The following is a 26,039-nucleotide window of genomic DNA, read 5'->3' on the forward strand; positions in this document are numbered from 1 at the left end:
CATAACGCATTTTATCATAAGCCTTTAGCCTTTAGCCGTTAGCCGTTAGCTAATGGTATCGCCTGACGGCGATATATTTCAAATTATGTCCGCGTAAGCGGACACCGCAAGCTAATGGCTAAAGGCTAACAGCTAACGGCTCTAAAATAACCGCCATAACGCATTTTATCATATACATTTTTTAATGTCAAGTACATTGTGCACAAATCTTTTGCGGCAGAGGCCGAAAAGCGCATTGCGGGCATCAGCCTCTGCACCGTTGACAGAAAAGCGTGCTAATTCAACAAACAATTACAAATACCGACACTGTTGATTTTATACAAACTGCACGCACCGTTTCGCCGCGCCTTGACATTTTTGGCGAAATGTATTATAATAATAACATCTTTAGGCTTCATTTTCCACAGACACAGAAAGGACGGCGATAAAAATGGATTACAGATTTTCTAAAATAACTCCCGAGATAACCAAGCTCGCGGAACGTTCTATCGACAGCTATAAAATAAACCCCGAACTTTACACACAATATGACGTTAAACGAGGACTGCGCGACATAAACGGAAACGGTGTTGTCGCCGGTCTTACCAATATAAGCACGATAAAGGTGCTCGATATGGGCGACGGTATGCCCAATCACGGCGACGGCAAGCTCTACTACCGCGGCATCGACGTTGAGGACATCGTCGAGGGCTTCATCAAGGAGAAGCGCTTCGGCTATGAGGAGACCGTATACCTCCTGCTCTTCGGCACCATGCCCAGTGAACACGAGCTTGCGGAGTTCAGACAGCTCCTTGCGGACTTCCGCACGCTCCCGTCATCGTTCACCCGCGACGTCATCATGAAGGCTCCCAGCGACAATATGATGAACACTCTCGCAAAGAGCGTGCTTGCGCTGTACTCCTATGATGACAACGCGAATGATATCTCGATACCGAACGTCCTTCGCCAGTGCGTGGAGCTCATAACGCTCTTCCCCGTACTCGCGGTCTACGGCTATAACGCGTACAAATACAGCAGTGAGGGCGGCAGTCTCTTTATCCACGACCCCCGCCCCGAGCTCTCAATTGCCGAGAATCTGCTGTATATGCTCCGCCCCGACAAGAGCTTCACCGAGCTCGAGGCGCGTATCCTCGACCTCGCGCTCGTGCTCCACGCCGAGCACGGCGGCGGAAACAACTCGACATTCACTGTACACGTAGTGTCCTCGTCGGGCACGGATACCTATTCTGCGATAGCGGCGGCACTCGGCTCGCTGAAGGGCCCCAAGCACGGCGGAGCCAATATCAAGGTAGCTATGATGTTCGACGATATGAAGCAGTCGGTAAGCGACTGGACGGACGAAGAGGAGGTGCGCGGTTATCTGCGCAGGCTCCTTCACAAGGAAGCCTTCGACAGAGCAGGGCTCATCTACGGTATGGGACACGCCGTATACTCGCAGTCAGACCCGCGTGCGAAGGTGTTCAAGGGCTTTGTTGAGAGTCTCAGCTCCGAGAAGGGCAGGCACGACGAATTCGCACTGTATTCGCTGGTCGAGCGCCTTGCTCCCGAGGTCATCGCCGAGGAGCGCCGCATATACAAGGGCGTGTGCGCGAACGTTGACTTCTACAGCGGCTTCGTATATCGTATGCTCGGCATCCCCGACGAGCTCTTCACGCCGATATTTGCTGTTTCGCGCATTGCAGGCTGGTCGGCGCACCGCATAGAGGAGCTCATCAACTCGAACAAGATAATCCGCCCCGCATACAAGGCTATCTCGCCCATGCGCGAGTACACCGATATGGAGAACCGCATGGACTGATTTTCGGTTCGGAACGCAAAAAAGAGGGATTTGTATGATTTGCAAAAAGTGTAACTATGAGATACCCGACGGGGCGAAATTCTGCCCGATATGCGGCGAGAAACAGGACGTTCCCGCGGCATATCCCGCACCCGTTCCGCCTCCGCCGCCTGCATACGGCTATGCTCAGCCGCAGGAGAGCGTGAAGGATTCGCCGAAATATGTCGGCTTCGGAGAGGCGATAAAGCTCTATTTCGTGAACTATGTCAACTTCAAAACGCGCTCGACGAGAAGCGAATACTGGTATGCTTTCCTGTTCGTGACGATGATAAAGATATGCTGCTGGCTGCTGAATGCTGTTATCCCCGGTCTGTCTTATCTTGCAAGCTTGGCATTCTTTCTGCCGACCCTTGCGATAACCTACAGGCGTTTCCACGATACGGGCAGAACAGGCATCTTCCCGCTGATAAAGTCGATAGTGTGCTGCTTATGGAGCATACTGAGTGCGGCTGTGGTCATATGCTTCATGCTGGCGATATTCGGTGCTATAGACGATGATATCATATCCATCGAGGGCTGGCTGGCAATGCTGTTCATCGCGAGCGGAACAATGTTCATACCGCTCGGATTGAAGGTTTACGAGATAGTGATATGCTGTCTCGACGGTCAGCATGAGCCCAACAAGTACGGCAGAGAGCCGAGGAACTGAATATGTGGAAAGATATTTTTGCTCCGTGGAGAGCAGCTTTTGAGGAGGCATGGGAAGCCTTCCGCACGGGAAGTGTCCCGATAGGTGCGGCGCTCTGCGATGAAAGCGGCGCTATACTGCTCTGCGACCGCAACCGCTCGAATGAAGCGGATACGGTAAACCGCCGTATATCGCACGCTGAGGCGAATCTGCTGAGGCGGCTCGACACCTCCGTCGGCGACCTGCACAGCCTCACCCTCTATACTACGATGGAGCCGTGTCCCATGTGCATGGGAACGGCAGTTATGGCGGGGATAAGGCATCTGCGCTCCGCCGCCCGCGACCCTTACTGCGGTATGGTACACCTTGCCGAGACCGAGCCGTACTATGCGGAAAAGCGCCTCGACTTCACGTTTGAGCTCGGCGAGGTCGAGCTCGTTCAGCTCACCGTGCAGAGCTACCGCGAGCTGAGATACGTCGACAGCGGCGCGAGCCCGAAGGTGCTCGATAAGTTTGAAGCGTATATGCCCGAGGCAGTCTCCGCCGCGCGTGAGCTCTACGCCGCGAAAGAGCTCGACAGGCTTGCCGAAGCAGGTACAGCGGCAGGCGAGGTGTTCGACCGTATATTGGCAATGTTCGGCTGAAAAAAGGTAATTATGCTGTTCTGCGGCATCTCCCGCGGACAGGCTTTAATGAAAGGAATGATGTATATGGCAAATTCAACACAGCTCATCAACTGGGGGGGCATGACCTGCGTCAAGCTGAGTGCAGGCGGCTATGAAGCGCTGATAGCATACGAGATAGGCTCCAACGTTATCCGTCTGCGCGATAACAGGAACGGTCTCGAATTCTTCCGCTACTCCGACGACAACGACGCGGACGTTATAAGGCAGTCCGCAGAGGTATGGGGACTCCCCACCCTCTATCTGCCCAACCGTTTCGCAGACGGCGTGCTCAAGACCTCGGACGCTGTTTATCAGCTCCCCGTCAACGAGAAGGCTCCCTATAACAACCACATCCACGGCTTTATACACAAGCGCGTACACGAGCTGGTCGAGCACAATGCCGACGGAAACTGTGCGTGGGTCAAGACCCGCTACGTATACGACGAGAACGACGAGTTCTTCAAATACCTGCCGATACGCTTCGTCGCGGAGTACACCTTCACCCTCTCGGAGAACGGACTCGAGCAGAACATCAGCTTCACGAACAATTCCAATGTTGTGATGCCGATATCCATAGCCTCGCACACGGCGATAAACGCTCCGTTCGTTGACGGTGCAAAGGAGTCGGATATCCGCCTGACAGTGCCGATAGGCAAGAAGTGTGAGCTCAACGAGCGCTGCTTGCCGACGGAGAAGCTCAAGTCCCTCACAATGTGGGACCTTGAATACAAGACGGGCAACAAGTGCCCCGTATTGCAGGTAGTCGACAACGATATGTATTTCGGCGAGTATGCCGAGCTCGACCACGAGAAGTTCCACGGCGTCATCGCCGAGGATATCGCCAGCGGCAAGAAGCTCTGCTACGAGGTATCGGACGAGTACAAGTTCTGGATAATCTGGAACGACCGCGGCTTCAACCACTATTTCTGTCCCGAGCCCATGACAGCGATGATAGACGCGCCGAATCTCAGCCTTCCCGCAGATGTGACAGGCTACCGCGAGATAAAGCCGGGCGAGACATTCAAGTCCCACCAGCGCTTTTTCACAAAGCTTTGACCGCCGTATCTGTACGGTGTTGCATTAAAAAAAGGCTGCCGGGGGAGCACTCCCCCTGGCAGCTTTTTTACATATTATTGCGGTTTTCGAGCGCCTTATACAGTGTGACCTCGTCCGCATATTCGAGAATTCCCCCGACGGGCAGACCGAACGCCAGCCTCGACACCTTCACGCCGAGCGGCTTGAGCAGTCCCGCCACGTACAGAGCTGTAGCGTCGCCCTCTACCGTGGGATTGGTCGCCATGATGACCTCCTCCACGCCGCCCTTTGCGATACGTGCGAGGAGCTCCTTGATACGGAGCTTGTCGGGAGTCACGCCGTCCATAGGCGAAAGCAGCCCGTGCAGCACGTGATACACGCCGTTGTATTCGCGTGTGCGCTCGAAAGCTGTCACGTCCTTAGGTCCCTCGACCACGCAGATGACGCTTCTGTCGCGTTCGTCGTCGTCGCATATGGGACAAATCTCGCGCTCCGTGAGGTTCTGGCAGATATTGCAGCAGCGCACGTTCTTCTTCGCGTCGAGCAGAGCCTGTGCGAATTCCTCTACCGCGCCCTCGTCCATAGACATGACGTGGTAGGCGAGCCGCTGAGCCGATTTCATGCCGATACCCGGCAGAGAAGCGAACTTTTCCGCCAGTATGACCAGCGGAAGAGCGTTATGGTCGGGCATAGCTATCAGAACAGACCGGGAAGCGAAACGCCGCCTGTTATCTTGCTCATCTCAGACTCAGTGGTAGTCTCGATGTTGTTTACAGCCTCGTTGACAGCGCTGATGATGAGGTCCTGAAGCATCTCGATGTCCTCGGGGTCAACGACCTCGGGCTTGAGGCTGAGAGACTTTATGACCTTCTTGCCCGAAAGAGTTACCTCTACAGCTCCGCCGCCTGCTGTTGCGGTGAAGTCGCGAGCCTCGATGTCCTCCTGAAGAGCGGTTATCTCGTCCTGCATCTTCTGAGCCTGCTTTATCATCTGGTTCATGTTCTGGGCGCCGCCGCCGCCGATATTCTTAGGTATTCTTGCTTTCATTGTAATTTCTCCTTTTTAGGTTTTATTGGTTTGCATTATTATCAACAGCTGTTTCTACATTGCTGTTAACGGCTTTCTGAATGAGCTGCTCGGCGAGGTTCTTGGTATCCTCGACCGAAGTGGTGCAGCGCGCGGTCAGTCGGTACTTCTGCCCAAGGACGTTGAATATCGCACGTCCGAGCGATACCGCGTTATCCTTGTTGCTCTTGAAGAGCGATATGAAGAAGTTGTTGGGGGTGAAGATGCAGAGCACATTTCCCTTTGTTGCGGCAGTAGAGCCCTCAAGGCTCCCCGCGCAGGACGGGTTGAGCTTGCGGAATTCATCCATTATCTCGTCCCATTTCTCACACGGAGTGAGCTCCTCTTCCCTGACGGTGCCGATATCGACTCTCGTATCGGGAGCGGGCTCGCTGTCGGCTGCGGGGCTCGAAGCGGTGTAAACTCTGCGGGTATCGCGGCTCGGCTCGGCGGGCTGATGGCTGCCTGTCGGCATAGCGTTGAGCTTGTCCTCCAACTGTTTTATTTTATCATAAATTTCGGAATTGTCAATAGCAGCGGCGGCATTTGTTACCCTGCCGCATATTTTTATGAGCGTCATCTCGAATTCGACGCGCTTGTTGAGCACTCTCATCATACGCTCGCGGCAGACCTGCAAAGCCTCGATGCGGCTCATTATCTCTCCGAGCTCCGACCTCTCGGCAATAGCTTTGAGGCGCTCGAGCTCCTCGGGAGTACACACGAGGATATCCGCGGCGCTCTCGGGCGAAGCCTTGATGAGCATGATGTTGCGGAGCTGCAATATCAGCTCCTCGCAGAGATTCGTGAGGTCTTTGGACATATTGTAGAGCTTGTCCGTCTCCGCAAGAGCGGCGGGAGCGTCCGAATCGGTGACGGCTTCGAGTATGACATAGAGGCTGTCTCTGCCCGCTATGCCCGCCGTATTTGATACGGCAGCGGCGTCGATTTTTTCGGCAGTGACCGAGCACTGGTCGAGCAGCGAGACCGCGTCGCGCATACCGCCGTCGGCAATTTTAGCTATCATGTCCGCACCGTCATCGGTGAGAGAAATGTCCTCCTGTGAGGCAATATACAGCAGTCTTGCAGCGATATCCTTCTGCTTTATGCGGCGGAAGTCATATCTCTGACAGCGCGAGGTAATGGTCGCGGGGACTTTCTGTATCTCGGTGGTCGCGAGTATGAACTTGACATACTCGGGCGGCTCCTCCATAATTTTGAGCAGAGCGTTGAACGCCTGCATAGACAGCATATGCACCTCGTCGATGATATACACCTTGAACCTACAGCGCTCGGGGGAGTAGATGGCTCCGTCGCGGAGGTCGCGTATATCGTTGACGCTGTTGTTGGAGGCTGCGTCTATCTCGATGATATCGGTTAGAGCGCCCTCGTCGGCGTCGCGGCAGATATCGCATTCGAGGCAGGGGCTGCCGTCCTTCATATTCGGGCAGTTTACAGCCTTTGCGAGGATACGCGCGCAGGTGGTCTTGCCCGTACCGCGCGAGCCCGTGAAGAGGTAGGCATGAGCGGTCTTGTCGTTCTTTATCTGATTTTTGAGAGTATCTGTTATATGCTGCTGGGAGATAACGTCGTCGAATGTGAGCGGTCTCCACTTGCGGTAAAGCGCCTTATACAATTTATCTCCCTCCCTTTCACTTCGTATCCCCGAGCTTTTGCAGTCTTTTCTCGGTCTCTTTTTCGTGTACGACCGAGTCGAGGATGCGCCTGTAGTAATCGGTAAAGCCCTTGGGGTCTTTTATGTGGTTGAGCAGAGCCTCGCGGAAGAGGCGCTCACCCTCGGTTATATCGCCGAGCATCACCTGCGCGATAGCCGCGCCGCCGTAAGCCTCCGCAACGGAGTGGCGGTTTGCGATAGCCTTGCTGTACCAGCCGAGAGCCTCGGAAGGCTCATTGCGGTCGAGGAACATTCTTCCGATGTCGTTGTACACGAGGTTGCGGAAGGGACTTTTCTCGTCCGAGAGCACCTTGTTATACAGTCCGATAGCCTCTTCGGTATCGCCGTTGGCGCCCGTACATCTTGCGCGCAGGAACGGCAGTATGCTGTTGTCGAATCCCTGTTCTGCGGCGCGCTCGTAGCACATCAGCGCGTTCGGATAGTAGCGGAGCTGGTCATAGCACCGCCCCGTATAGAAGCTGACCAGAGCCTTTTCGCTGTCGGTGAGGCGGCTCTCGTACTCCGAGCCGAGCAGCCTGAACTCGTCGAGCGAGGCGTTTATCCTGCGGTTGAAGTGGAGCTCGAGGGCGTGGCTGAAAATGCGGCATTTTTTGCTTATGCCGACGAAGTTTCTGCCGACGATGTCCATGTCGTACCTATGGAAGCCCGCAGCGAGCCTGAGCAGCGTCATCAGCGCCATAGCAGCGATGTGCAGTGCCACAAGCACGCAGAGCAGCACCGTTACGGACAGCTCGAAGCGCAGCAGTTCAGCCGCAAGCACGAACAGATAGAACAATATCAATCCGAGAAGCGACCCTATAGGAGCCGCCTGCATAACAGCGTCAGCGAGCCTGCCGAAAAAAGCCTTCAACACTTTCATCACCGCCCCGAAAAAAATTCCGGAACATAGATGTGCAGGCTTGCTGCGGCACACGAGACGATCCGCTTAATGCTGCTCGGTCTCCCGCCTGACATGGTTCACGGTGTCTTGTTGCACAGGGCCCGCACATCTATATTTCGGAATTTCCTTAAAAATATTATAGCGGCGCATCAAACGCCACATATTATTTTACCACATCGGCGCGTTCTTGTCAAGACTTTATTGTCTGTTTTTACACGGGAGACTCCTCACGGCAGCTTGACCATATACAGAACAGACAATTATCAGCCGCACATTTTGTGTGGTGCAGCTTGTCAAAAAAGTCATATTTCATTGTAAATCATTGGGCTGTCGAGGACGCCAGCCCCTACAATTTGGCTATTCTACGCAGATGTTTTTGTAGGGAACGCCGCCCTCGGCGTTCCGAAACAGGTTTATTGACAAGCTGAGCCGCACATTTTGTACGGTGCTGCCCATAGTAAACTCTGCTGCCGTGTCATTTCTTGTTTTTTTGCTTGCATTATTCGCCGAAATATGGTAAAATAAACCTGTCTGTATGACAGAAAGGATGAACATGGAAAAATCTGATATCTGGAAGGTCGTACTCGTGGCAGCGATGATGGCGTTTTCAGCCCTGTTTTCGGGCACAGAGACCGCCTACTCCAGCGTGAACAAGCTGAGGCTGAAAAACTACGAGTCGCAGGGAAATAAAAAAGCAGCCAAGGCTCTGAAGCTCGCCAACCGCTTCGACGAGGTGCTCACCGCCGTCCTCATCGGCAACAACATCGTCAATATCGCCGCTTCGTCGGTCAGCACGCTCCTCTTCGTCAGCATATTCGGCAGCAAGGGAGCGGGGCTCTCGACGGCTGTTGTGACGGTGCTTGTGCTCGTATTCTGCGAGGTGCTGCCCAAGTCCTACGCCAAGAAGAACGCCGAGAAGATATCCCTCGCGTTCGCCTCGCCGCTGTGGGTGCTGATAGTGCTGCTGAAGCCGTGCGTATGGGCGCTGAACAAGCTCTCGTCGCTGTTCTCGAAGGGCGACGAAGCACCTACCGTCACCGAGGACGAGCTCAAATATATGATAGACGAGATAGAGGAAGAAGGCGTCATCGAAGAGCAGGAGAGCGAGCTCGTAAAAAGTGCTCTCGAATTTGACGAGATATCCGTCGAGGAGATACTTATCCCGCGCGTGAAGATGATAGGCGTTGACGTCACCGACACCATCGACGAGATAAAGGAGACTTTCACCCGCGAGATGTACTCGCGTCTGCCCGTCTATGAGAAGAGCCTCGACAATATCATCGGCATCATCACCAACAAAGCGTTCTTCAAAATGCTCATCGAGGGCAAGGACGATATCCGCGGCATCATTCAGGAAGTGCCGCATATCGCCGATACCAAGCTCATAAGCGAGGCAATGCGCTCGATGCAGCGCTCGAAGGTACACCTTGCTATCGTGACTGACCAGTACGGCGGCACCAAGGGAATGATAACGCTTGAGGACATCATCGAGGAGCTCGTCGGCGAGATATACGACGAAGACGACGAGATAATCACGAATATAGTCAGGCTCGCGGACAATAAGTACGAGTGCGCGGGCGACCTCAATATCAGCGACCTTCTCGAGACTCTCGGTCTCGACGAGGACATGATAGTGACCGAGTATTCCACCGTCGGAGGGTGGATAACGGAGATACTCGAGCATATCCCCGAGGCAGGAGAAAGTGCGGACTCGGGCGTATTCAGGCTCACAGCCGCAGAGGTCAGCGAGCAGAATGTCGAGAAAGTGGTCATCGAGGTACTCCCCACGGAAACTCCCGACGGCGAAGAATGAGGACTGTCGGCGTGCCCGCGGGAGCGGGTATCATTTTCATAAAAAAATCCCCTGTGTTGTGAGATACACAGGGGCGTTTTATTATATATTGTATAAGGCTTAGTCGGCAGCGTTGAGCTTCTTAGCGAGCTGAGACTTCTTTCTTGCAGCCTTATTCTTGTGCATAAGACCGTGTGCGCAAGCCTGGTCAACCTTCTTGATAGCTACTCTTACAGCCTCTGCCTTGTCAGCAGCACCTGTTGAGCAAGCGATATCAGCCTTCTTGATAACAGTCTTGAGATTGGACTTTCTTGCCTTGTTGGCAGCAGCCTTGGTTGCGTTAACCTTTACTCTCTTCTTTGCAGATTTAATGTTCGGCATTTTGTTACACCTCCTGAGCGTATCCGCGGATAAACCGCAGTCTGTATTCATATAATAAGCATACGGTAACGTATGCGCGGGGACTGCAACGCACAGTGCCCCTACTGAGACAGTAAATATTATACCATTTCCGCCAAAAAAAAGCAATAGGCAAAATGGAGCAATAAGCAGACATTTTACGCGGATTTCAGAGCAATATGCACAACTTTCGGGAGGTAACAGCATGGATATCAGAACAGACCTTGCCGTCGAGCAGATACAGACGGACGACATTCCTGCGGGTGTGACGGTCACAAGCCGCGGTGAAGCCTTCAGCATAACCGAGATAGTCATACCCGACGACAGCTTCCGCGGGACTCTCGGCAAAGGCAGAGGCAGATATATCACGCTCGAGAGCGGCGACCTCAGCCGTTTCTCCGATGAATATGAAGAAATGGCGGAAGAGATTGCAGCCGAGCTCCGAAAGCTGATACCCGAGGGCGAGGTGCTCGTTGTCGGGCTCGGGAACCGCGATATCACGCCCGATGCGATAGGTCCGCGCATAGCCGAGAAGGTGCTCGCGACGCGTCATCTCCGCGACGAGCTCACGGACGAGGAGGCGGGCTTCCTGACATCGCTGAGGCGTGTGAGCTCCGTAGCGGGCGGAGTAATGGGGCAGACGGGCATAGAGACAGCCGAGCTGGTTCGCGCGGTATGCACCGAGATAAAGCCTGCCGCAGTCATCGCCGCAGACGCGCTCGCGTGCTCGGACGTCAGCCGTCTCGGGACGACGATACAGATATGCGACAGCGGCATCTCTCCGGGGAGCGGCGTTGCCAATGCACGGCGCGAGCTCTCGCAGGTGCAGCTCGGCGTGCCCGTGATAGCTGTCGGAGTGCCGACCGTAGTGGATATGCACACGATAGTGCGCAGCCTCACGGGCAGGGATATAGGTGCCGAGCTGCCGAATATGCTGGTGACTCCGCGGGATATCGACCGCCTGACCGAGCGCGCCTCTCAGCTCATAGCCTTCGGGATAAACCTCGCATTGCAGCCGACCCTGAGCTTTGCTGACGTGCAGGCACTCTTCTGAGCGGTGTTGCCTATACGTTATAAATGAGCAGCCTGCCGCATCGGTGCGGAAAAACCGATAAAATTTGCCGCGCCTGTTGCTTTTTTCACAATTCTATGTTAAAATAAATTCATAGTATTATTTTTATCGGAGGTGAACCGCTATGCAGGCTGGCGTATCAACGGCGTGCCTATATCCCGAGCTGCTCGAGGAGAGCATATACCGTCTGGCTGTCAGCGGCGTGGCAAACCTCGAAATATTCATCAATACCCATTCCGAGCTGAAAAAGAGCTACGCACACAGCGTCGCGAATCTGCTCAGACGGTTCGACATAAAATGCTGCGCTCTTCACCCCTTCACCTGCGAGATAGAACAGCTCATGTTCTTTTCCGACTACGAGCGCCGCTTCGAGGACGCCATGGAGTATTACAAGCTCTATTTCCGCTTTATGAATATAGTCGGAGCCGACATCTTCGTCCTCCACGGGAGCAAGGCGAATCAGCCCGCAGAGCTTTTCTGCGAGCGCTACTCCCGCCTCTACCGCACAGGGCAGGAATTCGGCGTAAAGGTCGCTCTCGAGAACGTCTCGCGCTGTCGGAGCGGCTCATCCGCGTTTGTGCGGGAGGTCGCGGGAATGCTCGGCAGCGAATTTGCGTTCGTCCTCGATACCAAGCAGGCGATACGCGCGGGCGAGAACCCCTTCACCTTCCTTGACGCCGCAGGAAGCCGCACAGAGCACATACATATCAGCGATAACGGCGAACTCGGCGACTGTCTTCTCATAGGCAAGGGCAGATTCAGATTCAGACAGTTCTTCGACAAGCTCAACGCCCTGAACCCCGATGCGAACGTCATCCTCGAGCTGTACAGAAGCGGCTTCGGCGGGATAAGCGACCTTATATCGAGCTATAACGTGCTCGTGAACATGACCGAGCAATATGAACAGGAGGCAGAAAAATGAAGTGTCCGTACTGTAGTTTCCCCGATTCAAAGGTAATTGATTCACGGCCGAAGGACAGCAAGATAAAACGCAGGAGAGAGTGCATCAACTGCGGAGCAAGGTTCACGACTTTCGAGGAGGTGGAAAAGCCGCTCCTCATGGTCGAAAAGAGAAGCGGCAGCTACGAGGAGTTCGACCGCAAGAAGCTGATAACGGGAGTATACAACGCCATCGGCAAGCGTCCTATCCCGATAAATGTTGTCAACGAGATAGCCGACTATGTTGAAAACTACTTTGCCAACGCTCTCAAGAGCGTGGCACGCTCGAAGGAGATAGGCGAGATAGTGCTCGACCGCCTCCGCGAGATAGACCCTATCGCGTACATACGGTTTGCCTCGGTATACGAAGACTTCACCGATGTCAACAGCTTCATCGAAGTCATCAATGAAGTCGAGCGAAAGAGAATGGAAGATAAAAATGGATAATTTATTTGATAAATTCAACGATGACGAAGCTCAGATGCTTTTTGGCGAGGATATGCGGAAATACGAGATATATGTCATACTCCCGTATATAATCCCCATACTTTTTTTCCTGCCCTTTGCCATTGACAAGGAATCGGAGTTCTGCAAGTTCCACGCGAACCAGTCGCTGTGCTGGTTCATCGTGTCCTCGGTACTCAGCGCTATCGGCGGCATACTCGGCATGATAGGCGGTCCTTTCGGACTTATCGGCACGGTGATACCGCTGTTCATATTTCTTTGCGAGGCATTCCTTGCAGTCGGAGCATGGAAGGGCTATGCGATACGCATTCCCGTTCTGGGCAACCTTATCAACGTATTCAAGTAATATGTTGAAAACACTGTAGGGGCGAGTTCCGCTCGCCCGCAGATATTCAGTCCTGCAAAAGGGACGTCGAGGACGCCGTTCCCTACATCAGCTCACCGCAAGGCGGAGCGAGCCTCCGTCCTCGCTGTAGACCATGGAGGCTATCGCCGTATCGTCGCAGACAAGCAGTTCCGCAAGCATTTTCCTGCTTTCGGGACTGTAGTTTTTTACATCGTATACGTAGAGCTGAGCGTTCCTGCCCGCATACTCGCGGAGGGGCAGCCCCTGCTTATCCTGAAGCTGTGCATACTGCTCGTAATCCTGCGAAAAATCGGCGGGTATCGTGATATTCTTCTCGGCTATCTCCTCGACCTCCCAGCCGTGAGAGGCGAAGTAGTCGATGCGGCGGCTCGCCGAGGAAGCATCGACGGGAGCGCTCGCGGGGACATCCGCGGGCTTGTTGTCGGGAAAGAACAGGACTATCGCGGCGAGTGCTATTGCCGCGGAAATAAGGATGTACATGGTTTTCTTTGACATATGGGAGACCTCCTTCGGCTTTTGGACAGCAGCTACTAATAATTATTCGTACATACCCGCAAATTATACCAACGGAGGTAATTATGCCGCTTATCAGACTTGACAGATTCATATCCGAGCGCGGAGAGCTCACCCGCAGCAGGATAAAGGAGCTCGCCGCAAAGGGACAGATACGAGTGAACGGCGCGGTCGTCAGGAAGTCCGACACAAAGATAGACCCCGACAGCGACATCGTCGAGGTACAGGGCAGCAGGATAGCCGCTCAGCGCTATAAATACGTCCTGCTGAACAAGCCCGCGGGCTATGTCAGTTCGACGGAGGAAAACGACGGACCCACCGTAATGGAGCTGCTCCCGCCCGAGCAAAGGACGAAGAATATGTTTCCTGCGGGGCGGCTCGACAAGGATTCGCTCGGGGCGCTGCTGCTCACGGACGACGGCGAACTTGCCCATCGTATGCTGTCTCCGAGGAATCATATCCCGAAGATATACATTGTGAAACTTGCCGATTCGTTTCAAAGTAAATATGTTGACTTGTTTGCGGAGGGCATAACATTGTCAGACGGTTATCAATGTCTGCCCGCAAAGGTTAAAAATGTTGAAAGCTCCGAAAAACTGGCTTTCATAGAGCTGTGCGAGGGGAAATATCATCAGGTGAAGAGAATGTTCGCCGCTGTGGAAAACCACGTAGAAGTGCTCATGAGAGTTTCCGTCGGAGGGCTCATTTTGCCCGAAAAACTGGCGCAGGGACAGTCTATGGAATTATTGCACAAAGATGTTGAAAACTTGTTCACACCCCCTGATTTTGATGCTTTTTGCAGGGAATTTTCGGGCGTTTTTTCAGCATTCTTAATAAAGATATAAATGCAACTTTGTCAATTTAGACTCTTGAAAAATATAACGAACAATGGTATTATATTAATATAGCTGATACTGTGTTTCAGCAAGAAATTTTGAACTGGAGGACTGGATTAAATGGCAGGCTTAACACTCAAGGGCATTTACAAGAAGTATCCGGGCGGCGTTGTAGCGGTTTCGGATGTTAATTTAGAGATAAGGGATAAGGAATTCATCGTTCTGGTTGGACCTTCCGGCTGCGGTAAGTCAACAACTCTCAGAATGATCGCAGGTCTCGAAGAGATCTCCGAGGGCGAGCTCTACATCGGCGACCGTCTCGTAAACGATATCGCTCCCAAGGACAGAGATATCGCGATGGTTTTCCAGAACTACGCTCTTTATCCTCATATGACAGTATTCGACAACATGGCTTTCGGACTCAAGCTCCGTAAAGTTCCCAAGGACGAGATAGAGAGAAAGGTAAACGAGGCAGCTAAGATACTCGACCTTTCACACCTCCTCGACAGAAAGCCGAAGGCTATGTCGGGCGGTCAGCGTCAGCGTGTTGCGCTCGGCCGTGCTATCGTTCGTTCACCTAAGGTATTCCTCCTCGACGAGCCTCTCTCGAACCTCGATGCTAAGCTCCGTGCTCAGATGAGAACCGAGATCGCCAAGATCCACAAGAAGCTCGGTACAACATTCATCTACGTAACTCATGACCAGACTGAGGCTATGACAATGGGCGACCGTATCGTTTGTATGAAGGACGGCTTCGTTCAGCAGGTAGATACTCCTCAGAACCTCTACGAGAACCCTGTAAACAAGTTCGTAGCAGGCTTCCTCGGTTCACCTCAGATGAACTTCATCGACGCTACTCTCAAGGAAGAGTACGGTCAGTTCGTTGTAGAGTTCGGCTCGAGCGATACAAAGACCTCCAGAGGCGTTAAGTACCAGATAATCGTTCCCGAGTCCAAGGTAAACGACGAGCTCGGCAACTATGTCGGCAAGGACATTATCCTCGGTGTACGTCCCGAGAGCATCCACGATGAGGAGATGTACCTCTCGAACGCAACAACAGGCGTTATCGACGCTTATGTCGAGATCACCGAGCTTATGGGTGCCGAGACATACCTCTACCTCGTATGCGAGGGCAACAACCTCACAGCAAGAGTAAGCCCGAGATCTACAGCAAGACCAGGAGACGAGATCAAGGTCGCTATCGACCCCAACAGGATCCATCTGTTCGACAAGGAGACAGAGAGAGCTATCGTCAACTGATAACATTGAAATTATCACTTTTCATATTTATCCTTTCTTTCTATCCGATGCCATAAAGGCAATGGCATCGGGGCAAAAGGCCGCAGCGGGGGTGACCCTTTTGCTGCGGCTTTTTGCATATTACGGAGGTTTGCTATGTCTGAGATAAGAAATTACATAGAGTCGCACAAGGACGAAATGACAGCACTTCTGCGCGAATTGGTTGCAATCCCGAGCGTGCAGGGCGAGGCTTCCGACGGCTGTCCGTTCGGTACAGAGCCCGCCCGCGCCCTTGCGATAATGCTCGAAAAGTGTCGGGAGTACGGCTTTTCCGTGGAAAATGTTGATAACTACGCAGGCTCGGCTGAATTGGGCAGCGAGCCCGCCCTCGCGATACTCACGCATCTTGACGTCGTCCCCGCGGGCGAGGGCTGGAGCTCCGACCCGTTCACGCTCACACGCGACGGCGACAAGCTCATCGGCCGCGGAGCTATCGACGATAAGGGACCCGCCGCTGCGGCGGTGTTTGCGCTCAGAGCCCTGAAAGAGCTCGGAATACCGCTGAAAAAGGGAGTCCGCCTGATATTCGGCACGAACGAGGAGAACGGCTCGGCCGACCTCGAATACTATCGCAAAAAGCGCAGTCTGCCGCCGATGGTGTTCACTCCCGACGGCGAGTACCCCGTCATCAACGTCGAGAAGGGGATGCTGAGGGTGTACTTTTCCGCAGCAGCGCCCGAAAATGTGGAAATAAAGGCAGGGACCGTGATAAACGCAGTCCCCGCAAATTGCAGATTCTCGGTAGTCGAGGCGCTGAGTGACGGTCCGAAAATGACTTTCGGAACGACAGAAGGCACCTCCGCGCACGCCTCCACCCCCGAAAAGGGCGAGAACGCGATAACGAAATTCCTCGCGGAGCACGGCAAAAACGTTCCGCTTCTGAGCGAACTCGCGGATATGTTCCCGCACGGAGAGACCGACGGCACCTCCTGCGGGCTCGGCTTCTCCGACGATATATCGGGACGTATGACCTGTGTGCTGTCCATGCTCGGCACCGAGAACGGCAGACTTCGCGGCGGCATCGACATACGCTACCCTATAGACCGCACAAAGGCTGAGATAAGCGATATCATCTGCGACAGGCTCCGCGCGGCGGGCTTTGATATCGACTCCTGCGAGGGCGTCGAACCCCACTGCACCGACGGCAACAGCGAATTCGTGCAGACGCTCCTTCGCGTGTACGAGCGTGTGACGGGCGATAAAGGGCGCTGTATCGCTATCGGCGGCGGCACCTACGTCCACGGGATAGAGGGCGGAGTGGCATTCGGAGCAGAGTTCCCCGATACGGACTACCATATGCACAGTCCCGACGAGTTCATCACCGTCTCCGACCTGCTGAAAAATGCGGAGCTCATGGCAGAGGCAATAGCCGAATTATGCGGCAGCAATTGAGAAAACCGCATTCATCGGAAAAGCGTCCCCGAAAAATAAGGAAATACCGCACAAAGACCACCTGATGGCTTTGTGCGGTATTGCTTTAGGTCAAACTTTTTTAATTATTCGGGAACTCCAGCAGCAGCGTCAGCACATTCTCTTTCGCGGAGGCACTCACCTTTGCGCCCTGCTTTTCCGCGAGCAGCCGCACGATAAACAGTCCCAGTCCTGCCGAGCCTCCGCTGCGTGAAGCGTCCGCGCGGTAGCTGCGCTCGAACATCAGGCTTGTATCTGGCATTTCTCCCGCCCGCACAGGGTTTGAAAAGGCAACGGCAGTCGAATCCTTGCCCGCCGCCACCTCCAGCCTGAAGCTGTCGTGCGCGTACTTGAGGATATTGTTCAGCACATTTCCGAGCATACGCACGAGCATCTGCTCGTCGGCGCAGATAAACGCGGTCTTTTCGGGAAAAACTATCTGCGGCTCGAGCCCGTGCAGACGTATGGCAGCTTCGCTGTCGGCGAGGAACTGCATAAGTGTTTTTGTCAGGTTGACCTGTCTCAGCTCGGCGGCAGTATCGTCGCTCTCGAGCACTGACAGCTCAAAAAACGCGTCCGCCATTTCCTTCAGCTTGTCAGCCTTTTCGCTGCACGTCGCGAGGTATTCGCAGCCGCGCGGCGAGAGGTGCTCGTCCTGCGAGAGAAGCTGCAAATTGCCCTTTATCACGGTCATAGGCGTGCGGAGGTCGTGAGCGATATCGGACACAGACTGCTTCAGATTGCCCTCTGCGCGGACAGCATCGCGTTTCAGTCTGCGCTGGTCGTCGAGGATATTGTTCACCTCGGCAGCGAGGGAGTTGAGGCTCGGGTCGAGCAGCGATACCGAGAGCTGTCGGTCATAGGAAGGGTCGAGATTTCGGTGCAAAGCACGGCGCAGCGCTCGCATTTGGAGTTTCATCACGGCAATATACGCGGCAAGTCCGACACAGAGAGCGGCAAGTGCGATGAGGACATAAAGCTCCATTACTGCTCTCCCTTCATCTTGTAGCCGATACCCCAGACAGTCTCGATAAGGTCGCGTCCTGCCGCCTTTTTCAGCTTTGAGCGCAGGTTGCTGACGTGTACGCTGACGGTGTTGTCCTCGTAGCAGTATTCCTCGTTCCAGACGGATTCATAGAGATTCGCCTTGGAGTAGACCTTCTGCGGGTGCTCCATAAAGAGGAGCAAAAGCTGGAATTCCTTAGCGGTGAGCGGAATCGGCTTGTCGCCGCAGGAGGCGCGGTTTTCCGCGGGATACAGCGTTATACCGCCAAAGCAGAGAGTGTCGGGGAGCTCTGCTCTGCCCGTTCTGCGGAGGACGACCTCCATGCGTACGAGCACCTCGTTCAGGTCAAACGGCTTTAGTATGTAGTCGTCGGCGCCGAGGCGGAGAACTTCGAGCCTTGTTTCGAGCATAGAGCGTGCGGAAATGACGATAACAGGCGTATCGGAGTGCGTGCGGAGCTCCGCGATGAGGCGTTCTCCGCTGATATTCGGGAGCATAAGGTCCATGAGGATGAGGTCGAAGTGACCGACCGCGAGGAGCTCCGAGGCGGCGAGACCATCGGCAGCCTCGCTGACCGTGCAGCCGTTTTTCTCGAGAAAATCGCGGAGGATTCGGCGTATATCGGGTTCATCTTCGATTATAGCAATATTAGCTTTCAAGTTATCACCTGCCTGATGGTTTATACAGATTATTAAAGCAGAAAAAAATATCAACAAAAACCGCCTAAAACGGTTATTAAGGACACATTAATTAATGTCTGCTCAACAATAAAAAAACGGCTTTTCTCTGCTTTTTAAAGCCGTTTTTTTGTTGTCAAAGTGCAAGAAAGAATTATGATATTGATAATTTTTCTTGCACTTTGTTTTGCCCTTTAGGGCAAAATGAGCTTGACATCAATTAATGTGACGCGCAAATTCTTTATAATAAAGGGAATTTGCGCTCCCCGAACGAAGTTCGTGGCAATAACCGCCTAAAACGGCTATTAAGGACACATTAATTATAACATATATCTATGGAAATAGCAACCCGAGCAGAGCTCTCTTCCGTTTTTCCAACCATACTGCGAAAACGTTAATATTTTTAAAAATAGCACAGCAGCGAACGTACTTGCTGGTTAAATCATTTATTATTTGAAGATAGGTATTATCTGTTCCGAGCGGGCATATAATATAGCAATGAGTTCTCATTAATCTCTGACAATTCCCTGTTTTTGACGGCAATTTTGCCGTCATTTTTTTGCTCGGGGGCATAAAGGAACTATTGTTCCACGTGGAACAATGCTGCTCCTGACCAACTCCTGCTTTCACTGTTGTGCTCGATTCACATACAAATGTCTGTTGAGTACGAACAACAAGTGAAGCGATTTGGGTACGGCTTCGGCGAAAATGACTACCTGCACTGCGAGGAGTCACCTCAAACTTTTGTTAAAAAAATATCCCAATAAGGCGTTCCCGAAAAACAAACGACCGCTTTGTTTTCGTGTCGGGAGTACCTTATGGGACAAAATTTTGACTAAAAGTCTTTGGAAATGGGCTCGGGAGAGCGCCTTTTTTCAGAAAAGGTGTCTCCCGATATACGCCCCGTATAGCGAATGCTTGCGGAAAGAGCTATCCGCAGCGCTTTGTTATCTCCGAGTTGTCGCGGTTTTGGTGGTGTTTGCTGTTGTTGTGCTTGTGCCGCTCATATCGCCGTCGAGCCCGTCGATGACGTCGTGTGCGGCATCGCCTGCACCGCCGATGATATCATCAGCAGCTTCCTTTGCTCCGCTGACAACGTCCTCGCCTGCATTTTTCGCGCCGTCTACTGCATCGTGGGCGTGCTCCTCAACGGTGCTGCCGTCCGTCCTGCCGTAGTCGTAGTGGTCGTAGTAGGACTCGCTCCTGCCGTCGTTACGGTCAGCTCCGCAGCCTGTGAGCGCGCATACTGACAGTAAAAAAACGGAGCTTATTGCTAAAATCTTTTTCATACAAATCATATCCTTTTTTTATTTTGATTGTGGACTGTCTTTCCACAATACATTTTTATTCTTTACTCGTTTTCCCCTTTTATCCACAGGGTTTTCAACTTTTTTAGACTGTAAAATACTGTATTTTACGTGTGTTTTAACACTTTCCACAATATTTTCAACAGCTAAAGTGCGGAATCAACCTCTCATTCAACAGTCTGTTGAAAACTTTTTGACAGCTTTAACTCCGTTTTTAGCACTATATTGCTGTCGGCTGAGCGGCTGTTCCTACATCAGCCCGAACAGCGCATTCGCCGCTATACAGAGCAATGCTCCCGCTGCCGTCGGGAGAACGATGCTCAGTGCCGTCCAGCGCAGACTGCCCGTCTCCTTGTGTATCGTCATACAGGTCGTCGCACACGGGAAGTGGAACATCGTGAAGATGAGCATACACACCGCTGTACGCATATCCCAGCCGTTCGCCGTCAGCAGCTCGCGAAGCTGCGCTGTATCGCTCATCTCTGTGAGACTGCCGTTCGCAAGGTATGCCATGAGTATCATCGGGACCACTATCTCGTTCGCGGGGAAGCCAAGCAGAAATGCAAGCAGTATCACGCCGTCGAGCCCCATCAGCTGACCTGCGGGGTCGAGGGCTCCCGCGGCGAGGGAAAGCAGCGTTTCGCCCGATATACGGACATTTGCCATGAGCCATATCAGCAGCCCGCACGGTGCCGCCGCTGTACACGCTCTGCCAAGGACGAATATTGTGCGGTCAAGCAGCGAGCGCACCAGCACCTTTCCCACCTGCGGACGGCGGTAAGGCGGGAGCTCGAGTGTGTATGACGAGGGCTCGCCGCGGAGTATCGTCGCGGAAAGGAGCTTCGACATCAGCAGCGTCATCAGCACGCCGCTCAGCAGTACGAGCCCGAGGGCTCCGCCCTGCAATACGCGGGAAAAGGCTCCGCCGTATGCTGCGATGAACATCGTGATAACCGCGATTATCGTCGGGAATCTGCCGTTGCAGGGGACGAGACTGTTCGTGAGCACCGCTATCAGCCTCTCGCGGGGGGAGTCGATTATGCGGCAGCCCGTGACTCCGCACGCGTTGCAGCCCAGTCCCATTGACATCGTTATCGCCTGCTTGCCGCACGCTCCCGCACACTTGAAGCAGCCGTCAAGATTGAACGCGATTCGCGGCAGATAGCCCATATCCTCCATCAGCGTGAACAGCGGGAAGAATATCGCCATCGGCGGCAGCATGACCGATATCACCCACGTCAGTGTGCGGTATATCCCCTCGACCAGCACCCCCTCGAGCCAGTCGGGGGCTCCCGCGCGGTGCATCCCCGAGGACAGGAGGTCGCCGCCTTTGTCAAATAATCTGCCGAGCAGCTCGGAGGGATAGTTTGCGCCCGCTACGGTCAGCCACATTATCAGCAGAAACAGCACCAGCATTACGGGTATTCCCGTGGTGCGGCTGAGGAAAATGCGGTCGAGGAAACGGTCGCGCCTGTTGGGCTCGGCGGAAGCGTATGTGACGACTTCACCTGCGATATCGGCGGCAAGCTGCGAATATGACGCAATGACGCTGTCGGCGATGTGCTCGCCGCTGTAGCCCGCCTCATCCAGCCGCGTTATCAGCTCCGCGAGCCGCTCGCTGTCCTGTACGCTGACCGCGCCGTGCTTTTCGGCTTCGGCAATAAAGCTGCGGTCGCCCTCCATGAGCCGCAGTGCCGCCGCCCTGTGCGTGCTCCCGCCCATGAGCTCCGCAAGCCCTGCTGCCGCCTCCTCTATCTCCTGCGGGAGCTTCACGCGTATCGGCTCGGGCGCCGATTCCGACGATGTGACCTCCGCCACCGCTTCGCACAGCTCGGTCAGTCCGACTCCGCTGCGCGCCGCCGCCGAAACCGCGGGCACGCCGAGCCGCTCCGAGAGCTTTTCCGTATCGACTGTGATGCCCTTGCCTGCGGCTTCATCTATGAGATTCACGCAGACTACCGTCCGCGGAATGACCGATATCACCTGCAATACAAGGTTGAGGCTGCGCTCGAGACAGGTGGCGTCACAGACCACTATCGCTGCCTCGGCTCCCCCGAAGCAGATGAAATCGCGGGCTGCCTGCTCTTCGGCTGAGCCCGCTCGCAGCGAGTATGTGCCCGGGATATCCGCAAGCGTATAGCGGCGCCCTGCGTGTGTGTAGCTGCCCTCGGCGCAGGCTACCGTCTTGCCCGCCCAGTTGCCTGTGTGCTGCTTCGCTCCCGTAAGTGCGTTGAATACCGTGGACTTCCCGACATTGGGATTGCCCGCCAGCGCCACAAGTATGCTCTTTTCTTCCATAAAGATCACCCCATTCTCTCAAATATATGAGGGAATGGGGCGGAAAATGACTTTTTAGCCGTTTATTCGACGTTTTTCAGGGCTTCGTCCATGGGTATCTTATTTATCCTGCGTTTGAGGAGCAGAGTTGTGACAAGGTAGGTCGCGATGCCTATCGCCACGGTCTTGACATACGCGGACGCAGGCACGTCGGGGGCAAGCCAGCCAGGATACTCCATCATCATCGTGCGCCAGAGCCAGTCGAGCGCTCTGCCTTCGAGCGGTATGCACAGCAGGAACGACGCTATGGTCACTATCGTCGTCGTGCGCAGGTATATGCCGCTTATCTCACGCGGCTCGTAGCCGAGTATCTTCGCGACCGATATCGACTGCGCGTTCTTCTCTATCATTACCTTTGAGAGCAGGTATACAACGAGCACGATGACCGATATGCCGAGCACTACGAATATTATCATCATATTGCCCATTGAGCGTTTGAGCTGGCGCGAGGTCTTGGTCACCTCGTCTTCGGTTATTTCCGAGGCAATCAGCTTCTCGTCGATGTCGTCAAGCTCGCTGTTCGAGAAATAGCCCGAGAAGTAGTCCTCGTCATTGCCGAAGGTCTCGTTGAAGAAGCTGATGTCCATGAATACCACGAGCGACGACGGATAGTCGTATATGCCGCTTATGTCAAAGGTGTACTCCTTGCCGCCGTATTCGTCCTCAAGGGTGATGCTGTCGCCCTCTTTCAGGCGGTACTTGTCGGCGTATGCGGAGGATATCTCAACAGTGCCGCTGCCTATCTCCGAGTGGAAGTAGCTGCTGTCCTCGATGATGCCGTAGACGGACACCTCCTCAGAGAAGTCGCCGCGGACTATTTTCAGACTGCCCGCCGCGAATCTTTCGGCTGTTTCGTTTTCGGTCGGCACGGGGGCTTTGAGTATGTACGTGTGCTGAGCTATCATGCTGTTGATGCTGTCGTCGGCAAACTTGTCAAGAAGCGGCGAGAAAAGCTGGCTGAATACCATTATGACGCTTGCAAAGAAGATGCCTGTGAATATTGTCAGGTAGCCGCCGATGTTCTGGAAAAGCACACGGAGACGATATCTCGTCATTATCGGTATCTTTGTATTGAGCTTGAAAGCCTTCCTGCGCTGGTGACGCTTGAGGTCGCGGCGTATGAATCTCAGCGGGGAAAGGCTGAGCTTATACGCGAGCATTATGACGTTTATCGCGATGAGTATTATCATCGGGATAACTGTCGTGTCTATGAAGGCGTCGGCATTCCACAGGGTCTTGTAGCTGACAAGACTGTACGAGCCGAGGTACATATTCGACATGAAGTCCTTCAGTATCGTGTATCCGAGGACGTTGCCGACTACGCAGGCTGCAAGCAGTACGATGACGGGGGCGGCAAGATAATGACGTATCATCTCGAGGCGCGTATAGCCCGAGGCGCGGAGCGTGCCGATGACGTTCGCTTCCTTGGTTATGGTATTGCTCGTCGTTACGGCAAATACAAAGGATATGATGACGATGAGCATATCGAGCATGACAAGCATCATTACTCTGTCGTGTCCGATGTCGTCGCCCGAGAATTTTATCGAACTGTTTCGGCAGGTCGGCACAAAATTGCTGAGCACTGCCTTCTGTGAGAGCGCCTTTGCGAGGTCTTCGCCGCGCTCCTTTGCCTCCTTGCCGAAGTGGTCCTCTGGCGGGTCGTCGTACTTCCACGAGTATGAACGGTGTATGTAATTGTCGCTGACCCTGTCAAAGCCCTCGGGTGTAACTACGCTGACGCCGAATTTCTCCGTATCGAACATGAAGTCGGTGACGTTCTTGTATAGCGCCGAATAATCGGGAAGTGCTATCGTTCCCGTTATCCTGTAGTCCTCGCCGTCGAGCGTTATCGTGTCGCCCTGTTTTATGCCGTTGCTCTTCATATACAGGCGGTCAAGGGCTATCTCGTCTTTTGCCTCGGGGAGGGCTCCGTCGAGCAGGCAGGGAATGTTGACTTCCTCCCTTATCCTGAACAGGCGGACGGTGCTGCCGTTGTCGCAGGGCTCGTCTTTGAAGGTGTTGTCGTAGAGGGTGATGCCCTCCTCCTCACAGGCTTCAAGCAGCGCTTCGTCGGGCTTTTCTGCGAATTCAAGGAAGCCGTCCTCGATGTTGTAGGTCTCGAAGCTCTCGTCGTAGGCGACTTTCAGGCTCGCGTCGGCAATAAAATAGCCCGATGCTACGCCGATGAGCGCTACCATGAATATGAATATGACTATGTATTTTCCCGCCTCGGAACGTATCTCGCGCGGGATGCGGCGTTTCAGAGGGTCTCTCATGTTTCAGCCCTCCCTTACCATTCGAGCTCGTCTGCGGTCTGCTTGTGCTCGTTTTGCTTGTTCGACCTGATGACGCCGTCGCGGAGCTTGACTACCCTGTCTGCCATGTTCTTTATCGCGTCGTTGTGCGTCACCATTATGACTGTGCTGCCGTACTTCTGATTTACCGTTTCGATAAGCTTCAATATCTCCTTGGAGGTGTTGTAGTCAAGTGCGCCCGTGGGCTCGTCGCAGAGCAGTATATCGGGATTTTTTACTATGGCTCTGCCTATGGCGGTGCGCTGCTGCTGTCCGCCCGAGAGCTGGTTCGGGAGCTTGTGGCGGTGCTCGTAGAGACCGAGAGTTTTCAGGATATCGTCTACGTCAAGCGGGTTGTCGCCCAGATATGCGCCGACTTCGATGTTCTCCTTGATGTTGAGGTTCGGGATAAGATTGTACATCTGGAATATGTAGCCGAGGTGCTTGCGGCGGTAGCGCGTGAGGGCTCTCTCGTTCATGTCTTCCGTCTTTTCGCCGTTTATGGAGATGTGTCCGCTGTCGGCGCGGTCTATGCCGCCGATGATGTTCAGCAGCGTGGATTTGCCCGAGCCTGACGGTCCGAGAAGCACGCAGAACTCGCCTTTTTCAAGCTCGAAGGATATCCCTTTGAGTACATCGACGCGGCTCTCGCCCTCGCCGAAGGCTTTTTTGATGTCACAGATTTCGATAAACATGATGTCATCCCTTTCGTTAGACAAAGCTAACCTACAATCAATAAAATATAGGTCATCCACTGACCTTGGTCTCATTATATCACATTGTTTTATTTTTGTCAATACCTGTTTCATCAACGATTGTAGGGGCGGAGGCGTTGGGCATCGTCCCCCTACAGATTGTCACCGCGGGTGTGTTCGTGTATTCGCGGACGCCCAAAGGGCGCCCCTACGGTTGTTGCGGGCGGGGCGGGCGGATAATATCCGCCCCTACAAATCATCCGCCAAACATACAAAAAAAGAGGACTGAAAACCAGTCCTCTTTGCTTTTATAACCCTGCGGAGTAGCTGTACACCTTCACGCCGTCACAGTCGAGATCGGCTTCGCCTGTGACAGTGACACTGTTCCCGTCGTAGCCGAGCGGTACGGTGAGCGTTGAACGGCTGCCGAGGCTCTTATCATTCCTCGTCACGATATAGCCCTTGGCTCCCTGAAATATGACGTCGCGCTCTATGAGCACCGTGTCATTATCGAGAAGTACCGTCGTGTTGGTGTAATAGTCCTCGCTGAAAATGCCGATGATGTCCTTGTTATCGGTGTAGCTGCCGATATTGCGCTTGGTCAGGCTGTCGTCAGTGCTTATCCTGCCGCTGTCGGCAAGCCCGAACGTAAAGCCCGCAATTCTCAGAACATCCGCTTTTTTGCTGTCGGTGTAGGTGTCGTACACTGCCGAGCAGCCGCTCAGCAGCAGCGCCGCAAGCACTCCGACAGCTAAAACTATAGCTTTTTTCATATTTGATACAAGTGTGTTCCGCGGAGACAGCTTCCGTTTCAAGAAAACTTCGCCG

General features: G+C 53.8%; 25 protein-coding genes and 1 other RNA gene. 12 read left to right on the forward strand and 14 right to left on the reverse strand.

Going from position 1 to position 26,039, the window contains the following annotated elements; genetic code table 11:
• Positions 1 to 430: 430 nt before the first annotated feature.
• The 4 genes from BMX22_RS02930 to BMX22_RS02945 all read left to right on the forward strand — a co-directional run bounded on the left by BMX22_RS02930 (position 431) and on the right by BMX22_RS02945 (position 4,186).
• On the forward strand, positions 431 to 1,798 hold the full coding sequence (locus BMX22_RS02930; RefSeq protein ID WP_074740510.1) for a citrate/2-methylcitrate synthase: 1,368 nt from the start codon (positions 431 to 433) through the stop codon (positions 1,796 to 1,798).
• A gap of 34 nt (positions 1,799 to 1,832) precedes the next feature.
• Positions 1,833 to 2,486 carry a DUF805 domain-containing protein gene (locus BMX22_RS02935; RefSeq protein ID WP_074740512.1) on the forward strand — a complete coding sequence of 218 codons (654 nt, stop codon included), beginning with the start codon at positions 1,833 to 1,835 and terminating at the stop codon, positions 2,484 to 2,486.
• 2 nt (positions 2,487 to 2,488) lie between these two features.
• Complete coding sequence (locus BMX22_RS02940) at positions 2,489 to 3,109, forward strand: nucleoside deaminase (protein ID WP_074740513.1); 621 nt, start codon at positions 2,489 to 2,491, stop codon at positions 3,107 to 3,109.
• A gap of 66 nt (positions 3,110 to 3,175) precedes the next feature.
• Positions 3,176 to 4,186 carry an aldose 1-epimerase gene (locus BMX22_RS02945; RefSeq protein WP_074740515.1) on the forward strand — a complete coding sequence of 337 codons (1,011 nt, stop codon included), beginning with the start codon at positions 3,176 to 3,178 and terminating at the stop codon, positions 4,184 to 4,186.
• A 67-nt stretch (positions 4,187 to 4,253) separates the two neighbouring features.
• On the opposite strand, the gene recR is transcribed toward BMX22_RS02945, so the two are convergent.
• The 5 genes from recR to ffs form a co-directional block, all read right to left on the reverse strand.
• Positions 4,254 to 4,856, reverse strand: a complete 603-nt coding sequence (gene recR, locus BMX22_RS02950; RefSeq protein ID WP_074740517.1) for a recombination mediator RecR — start codon at positions 4,854 to 4,856, stop codon at positions 4,254 to 4,256.
• Positions 4,857 to 4,861: 5 nt separating this feature from the next.
• Positions 4,862 to 5,212: a YbaB/EbfC family nucleoid-associated protein gene (locus BMX22_RS02955; protein ID WP_074740519.1), complete on the reverse strand. Its 351-nt coding sequence runs from the start codon at positions 5,210 to 5,212 to the stop codon at positions 4,862 to 4,864.
• 22 nt (positions 5,213 to 5,234) lie between these two features.
• On the reverse strand, positions 5,235 to 6,863 hold the full coding sequence (dnaX, locus tag BMX22_RS02960; protein ID WP_074740521.1) for a DNA polymerase III subunit gamma/tau: 1,629 nt from the start codon (positions 6,861 to 6,863) through the stop codon (positions 5,235 to 5,237).
• 16 nt (positions 6,864 to 6,879) lie between these two features.
• On the reverse strand, positions 6,880 to 7,782 hold the full coding sequence (locus tag BMX22_RS02965) for a hypothetical protein (protein ID WP_143055465.1): 903 nt from the start codon (positions 7,780 to 7,782) through the stop codon (positions 6,880 to 6,882).
• Between the two features lie 3 nt (positions 7,783 to 7,785).
• Positions 7,786 to 7,987, reverse strand: an RNA gene (gene ffs / locus BMX22_RS02970) — signal recognition particle sRNA large type.
• Positions 7,988 to 8,356: 369 nt separating this feature from the next.
• On the opposite strand from ffs, the gene BMX22_RS02980 reads away from it, so the two are divergent.
• The gene (locus BMX22_RS02980) at positions 8,357 to 9,616 is read left to right on the forward strand and encodes a hemolysin family protein (RefSeq protein ID WP_074740527.1); all 1,260 of its coding nucleotides are present in this window, start codon (positions 8,357 to 8,359) and stop codon (positions 9,614 to 9,616) included.
• A 99-nt stretch (positions 9,617 to 9,715) separates the two neighbouring features.
• Here the strand turns inward: BMX22_RS02980 and rpsT are convergent, their stop codons facing one another.
• On the reverse strand, positions 9,716 to 9,976 hold the full coding sequence (rpsT, locus tag BMX22_RS02985) for a 30S ribosomal protein S20 (protein ID WP_074740529.1): 261 nt from the start codon (positions 9,974 to 9,976) through the stop codon (positions 9,716 to 9,718).
• 223 nt (positions 9,977 to 10,199) lie between these two features.
• Between rpsT and gpr the strand changes: the two genes are divergently transcribed.
• The 4 genes from gpr (at position 10,200) to BMX22_RS03005 (ending at position 12,816) form a co-directional block, all read left to right on the forward strand.
• Complete coding sequence (gene gpr / locus BMX22_RS02990) at positions 10,200 to 11,048, forward strand: GPR endopeptidase (protein ID WP_074740531.1); 849 nt, start codon at positions 10,200 to 10,202, stop codon at positions 11,046 to 11,048.
• Positions 11,049 to 11,190: 142 nt separating this feature from the next.
• Positions 11,191 to 11,988: a sugar phosphate isomerase/epimerase family protein gene (locus BMX22_RS02995; protein WP_074740532.1), complete on the forward strand. Its 798-nt coding sequence runs from the start codon at positions 11,191 to 11,193 to the stop codon at positions 11,986 to 11,988.
• Positions 11,985 to 12,452 (forward strand): transcriptional regulator NrdR, encoded by a 468-nt coding sequence (nrdR, locus tag BMX22_RS03000; RefSeq protein ID WP_074740533.1) that lies wholly within the window; start codon positions 11,985 to 11,987, stop codon positions 12,450 to 12,452. The genes BMX22_RS02995 and nrdR overlap by 4 nt, the downstream gene beginning before the upstream one ends.
• Entirely contained in the window at positions 12,445 to 12,816 is a 372-nt protein-coding gene (locus tag BMX22_RS03005) for a hypothetical protein (RefSeq protein WP_074740534.1), read from the forward strand. The genes nrdR and BMX22_RS03005 overlap by 8 nt, the downstream gene beginning before the upstream one ends.
• An 87-nt stretch (positions 12,817 to 12,903) precedes the next feature.
• Here the strand turns inward: BMX22_RS03005 and BMX22_RS03010 are convergent, their stop codons facing one another.
• Complete coding sequence (locus BMX22_RS03010) at positions 12,904 to 13,332, reverse strand: DUF4830 domain-containing protein (protein WP_318259668.1); 429 nt, start codon at positions 13,330 to 13,332, stop codon at positions 12,904 to 12,906.
• Positions 13,333 to 13,415: 83 nt separating this feature from the next.
• On the opposite strand from BMX22_RS03010, the gene BMX22_RS03015 reads away from it, so the two are divergent.
• The 3 genes from BMX22_RS03015 to BMX22_RS03025 all read left to right on the forward strand — a co-directional run bounded on the left by BMX22_RS03015 (position 13,416) and on the right by BMX22_RS03025 (position 16,877).
• Positions 13,416 to 14,195, forward strand: a complete 780-nt coding sequence (locus tag BMX22_RS03015) for a pseudouridine synthase (protein ID WP_074740535.1) — start codon at positions 13,416 to 13,418, stop codon at positions 14,193 to 14,195.
• 111 nt (positions 14,196 to 14,306) lie between these two features.
• Complete coding sequence (locus BMX22_RS03020; RefSeq protein ID WP_074740537.1) at positions 14,307 to 15,446, forward strand: ABC transporter ATP-binding protein; 1,140 nt, start codon at positions 14,307 to 14,309, stop codon at positions 15,444 to 15,446.
• A 135-nt stretch (positions 15,447 to 15,581) separates the two neighbouring features.
• Entirely contained in the window at positions 15,582 to 16,877 is a 1,296-nt protein-coding gene (locus tag BMX22_RS03025; protein WP_074740539.1) for a Sapep family Mn(2+)-dependent dipeptidase, read from the forward strand.
• A gap of 100 nt (positions 16,878 to 16,977) precedes the next feature.
• On the opposite strand, the gene BMX22_RS03030 is transcribed toward BMX22_RS03025, so the two are convergent.
• The 7 genes from BMX22_RS03030 to BMX22_RS03060 all read right to left on the reverse strand — a co-directional run bounded on the left by BMX22_RS03030 (position 16,978) and on the right by BMX22_RS03060 (position 25,984).
• Entirely contained in the window at positions 16,978 to 17,880 is a 903-nt protein-coding gene (locus BMX22_RS03030; protein ID WP_074740541.1) for a sensor histidine kinase, read from the reverse strand.
• Positions 17,880 to 18,560 carry a response regulator transcription factor gene (locus BMX22_RS03035; RefSeq protein ID WP_074740929.1) on the reverse strand — a complete coding sequence of 227 codons (681 nt, stop codon included), beginning with the start codon at positions 18,558 to 18,560 and terminating at the stop codon, positions 17,880 to 17,882. Before BMX22_RS03035 ends, BMX22_RS03030 begins: the two co-directional genes overlap by 1 nt.
• A gap of 965 nt (positions 18,561 to 19,525) precedes the next feature.
• Positions 19,526 to 19,867, reverse strand: a complete 342-nt coding sequence (locus BMX22_RS03040; RefSeq protein WP_074740543.1) for a hypothetical protein — start codon at positions 19,865 to 19,867, stop codon at positions 19,526 to 19,528.
• 267 nt (positions 19,868 to 20,134) lie between these two features.
• Positions 20,135 to 22,183 carry a ferrous iron transport protein B gene (feoB, locus tag BMX22_RS03045; protein WP_074740544.1) on the reverse strand — a complete coding sequence of 683 codons (2,049 nt, stop codon included), beginning with the start codon at positions 22,181 to 22,183 and terminating at the stop codon, positions 20,135 to 20,137.
• Positions 22,184 to 22,245: 62 nt separating this feature from the next.
• Entirely contained in the window at positions 22,246 to 24,498 is a 2,253-nt protein-coding gene (locus tag BMX22_RS03050) for an ABC transporter permease (protein ID WP_074740546.1), read from the reverse strand.
• Positions 24,499 to 24,512: 14 nt separating this feature from the next.
• Positions 24,513 to 25,211 carry an ABC transporter ATP-binding protein gene (locus tag BMX22_RS03055; protein ID WP_074740548.1) on the reverse strand — a complete coding sequence of 233 codons (699 nt, stop codon included), beginning with the start codon at positions 25,209 to 25,211 and terminating at the stop codon, positions 24,513 to 24,515.
• Between the two features lie 308 nt (positions 25,212 to 25,519).
• On the reverse strand, positions 25,520 to 25,984 hold the full coding sequence (locus BMX22_RS03060) for a hypothetical protein (RefSeq protein ID WP_074740550.1): 465 nt from the start codon (positions 25,982 to 25,984) through the stop codon (positions 25,520 to 25,522).
• Positions 25,985 to 26,039: the final 55 nt, after the last annotated feature.

The sequence above is a fragment of the Ruminococcus sp. YRD2003 genome (genome assembly GCA_900109435.1).
Taxonomy (GTDB): domain Bacteria; phylum Bacillota; class Clostridia; order Oscillospirales; family Ruminococcaceae; genus Ruminococcus; species Ruminococcus flavefaciens_G.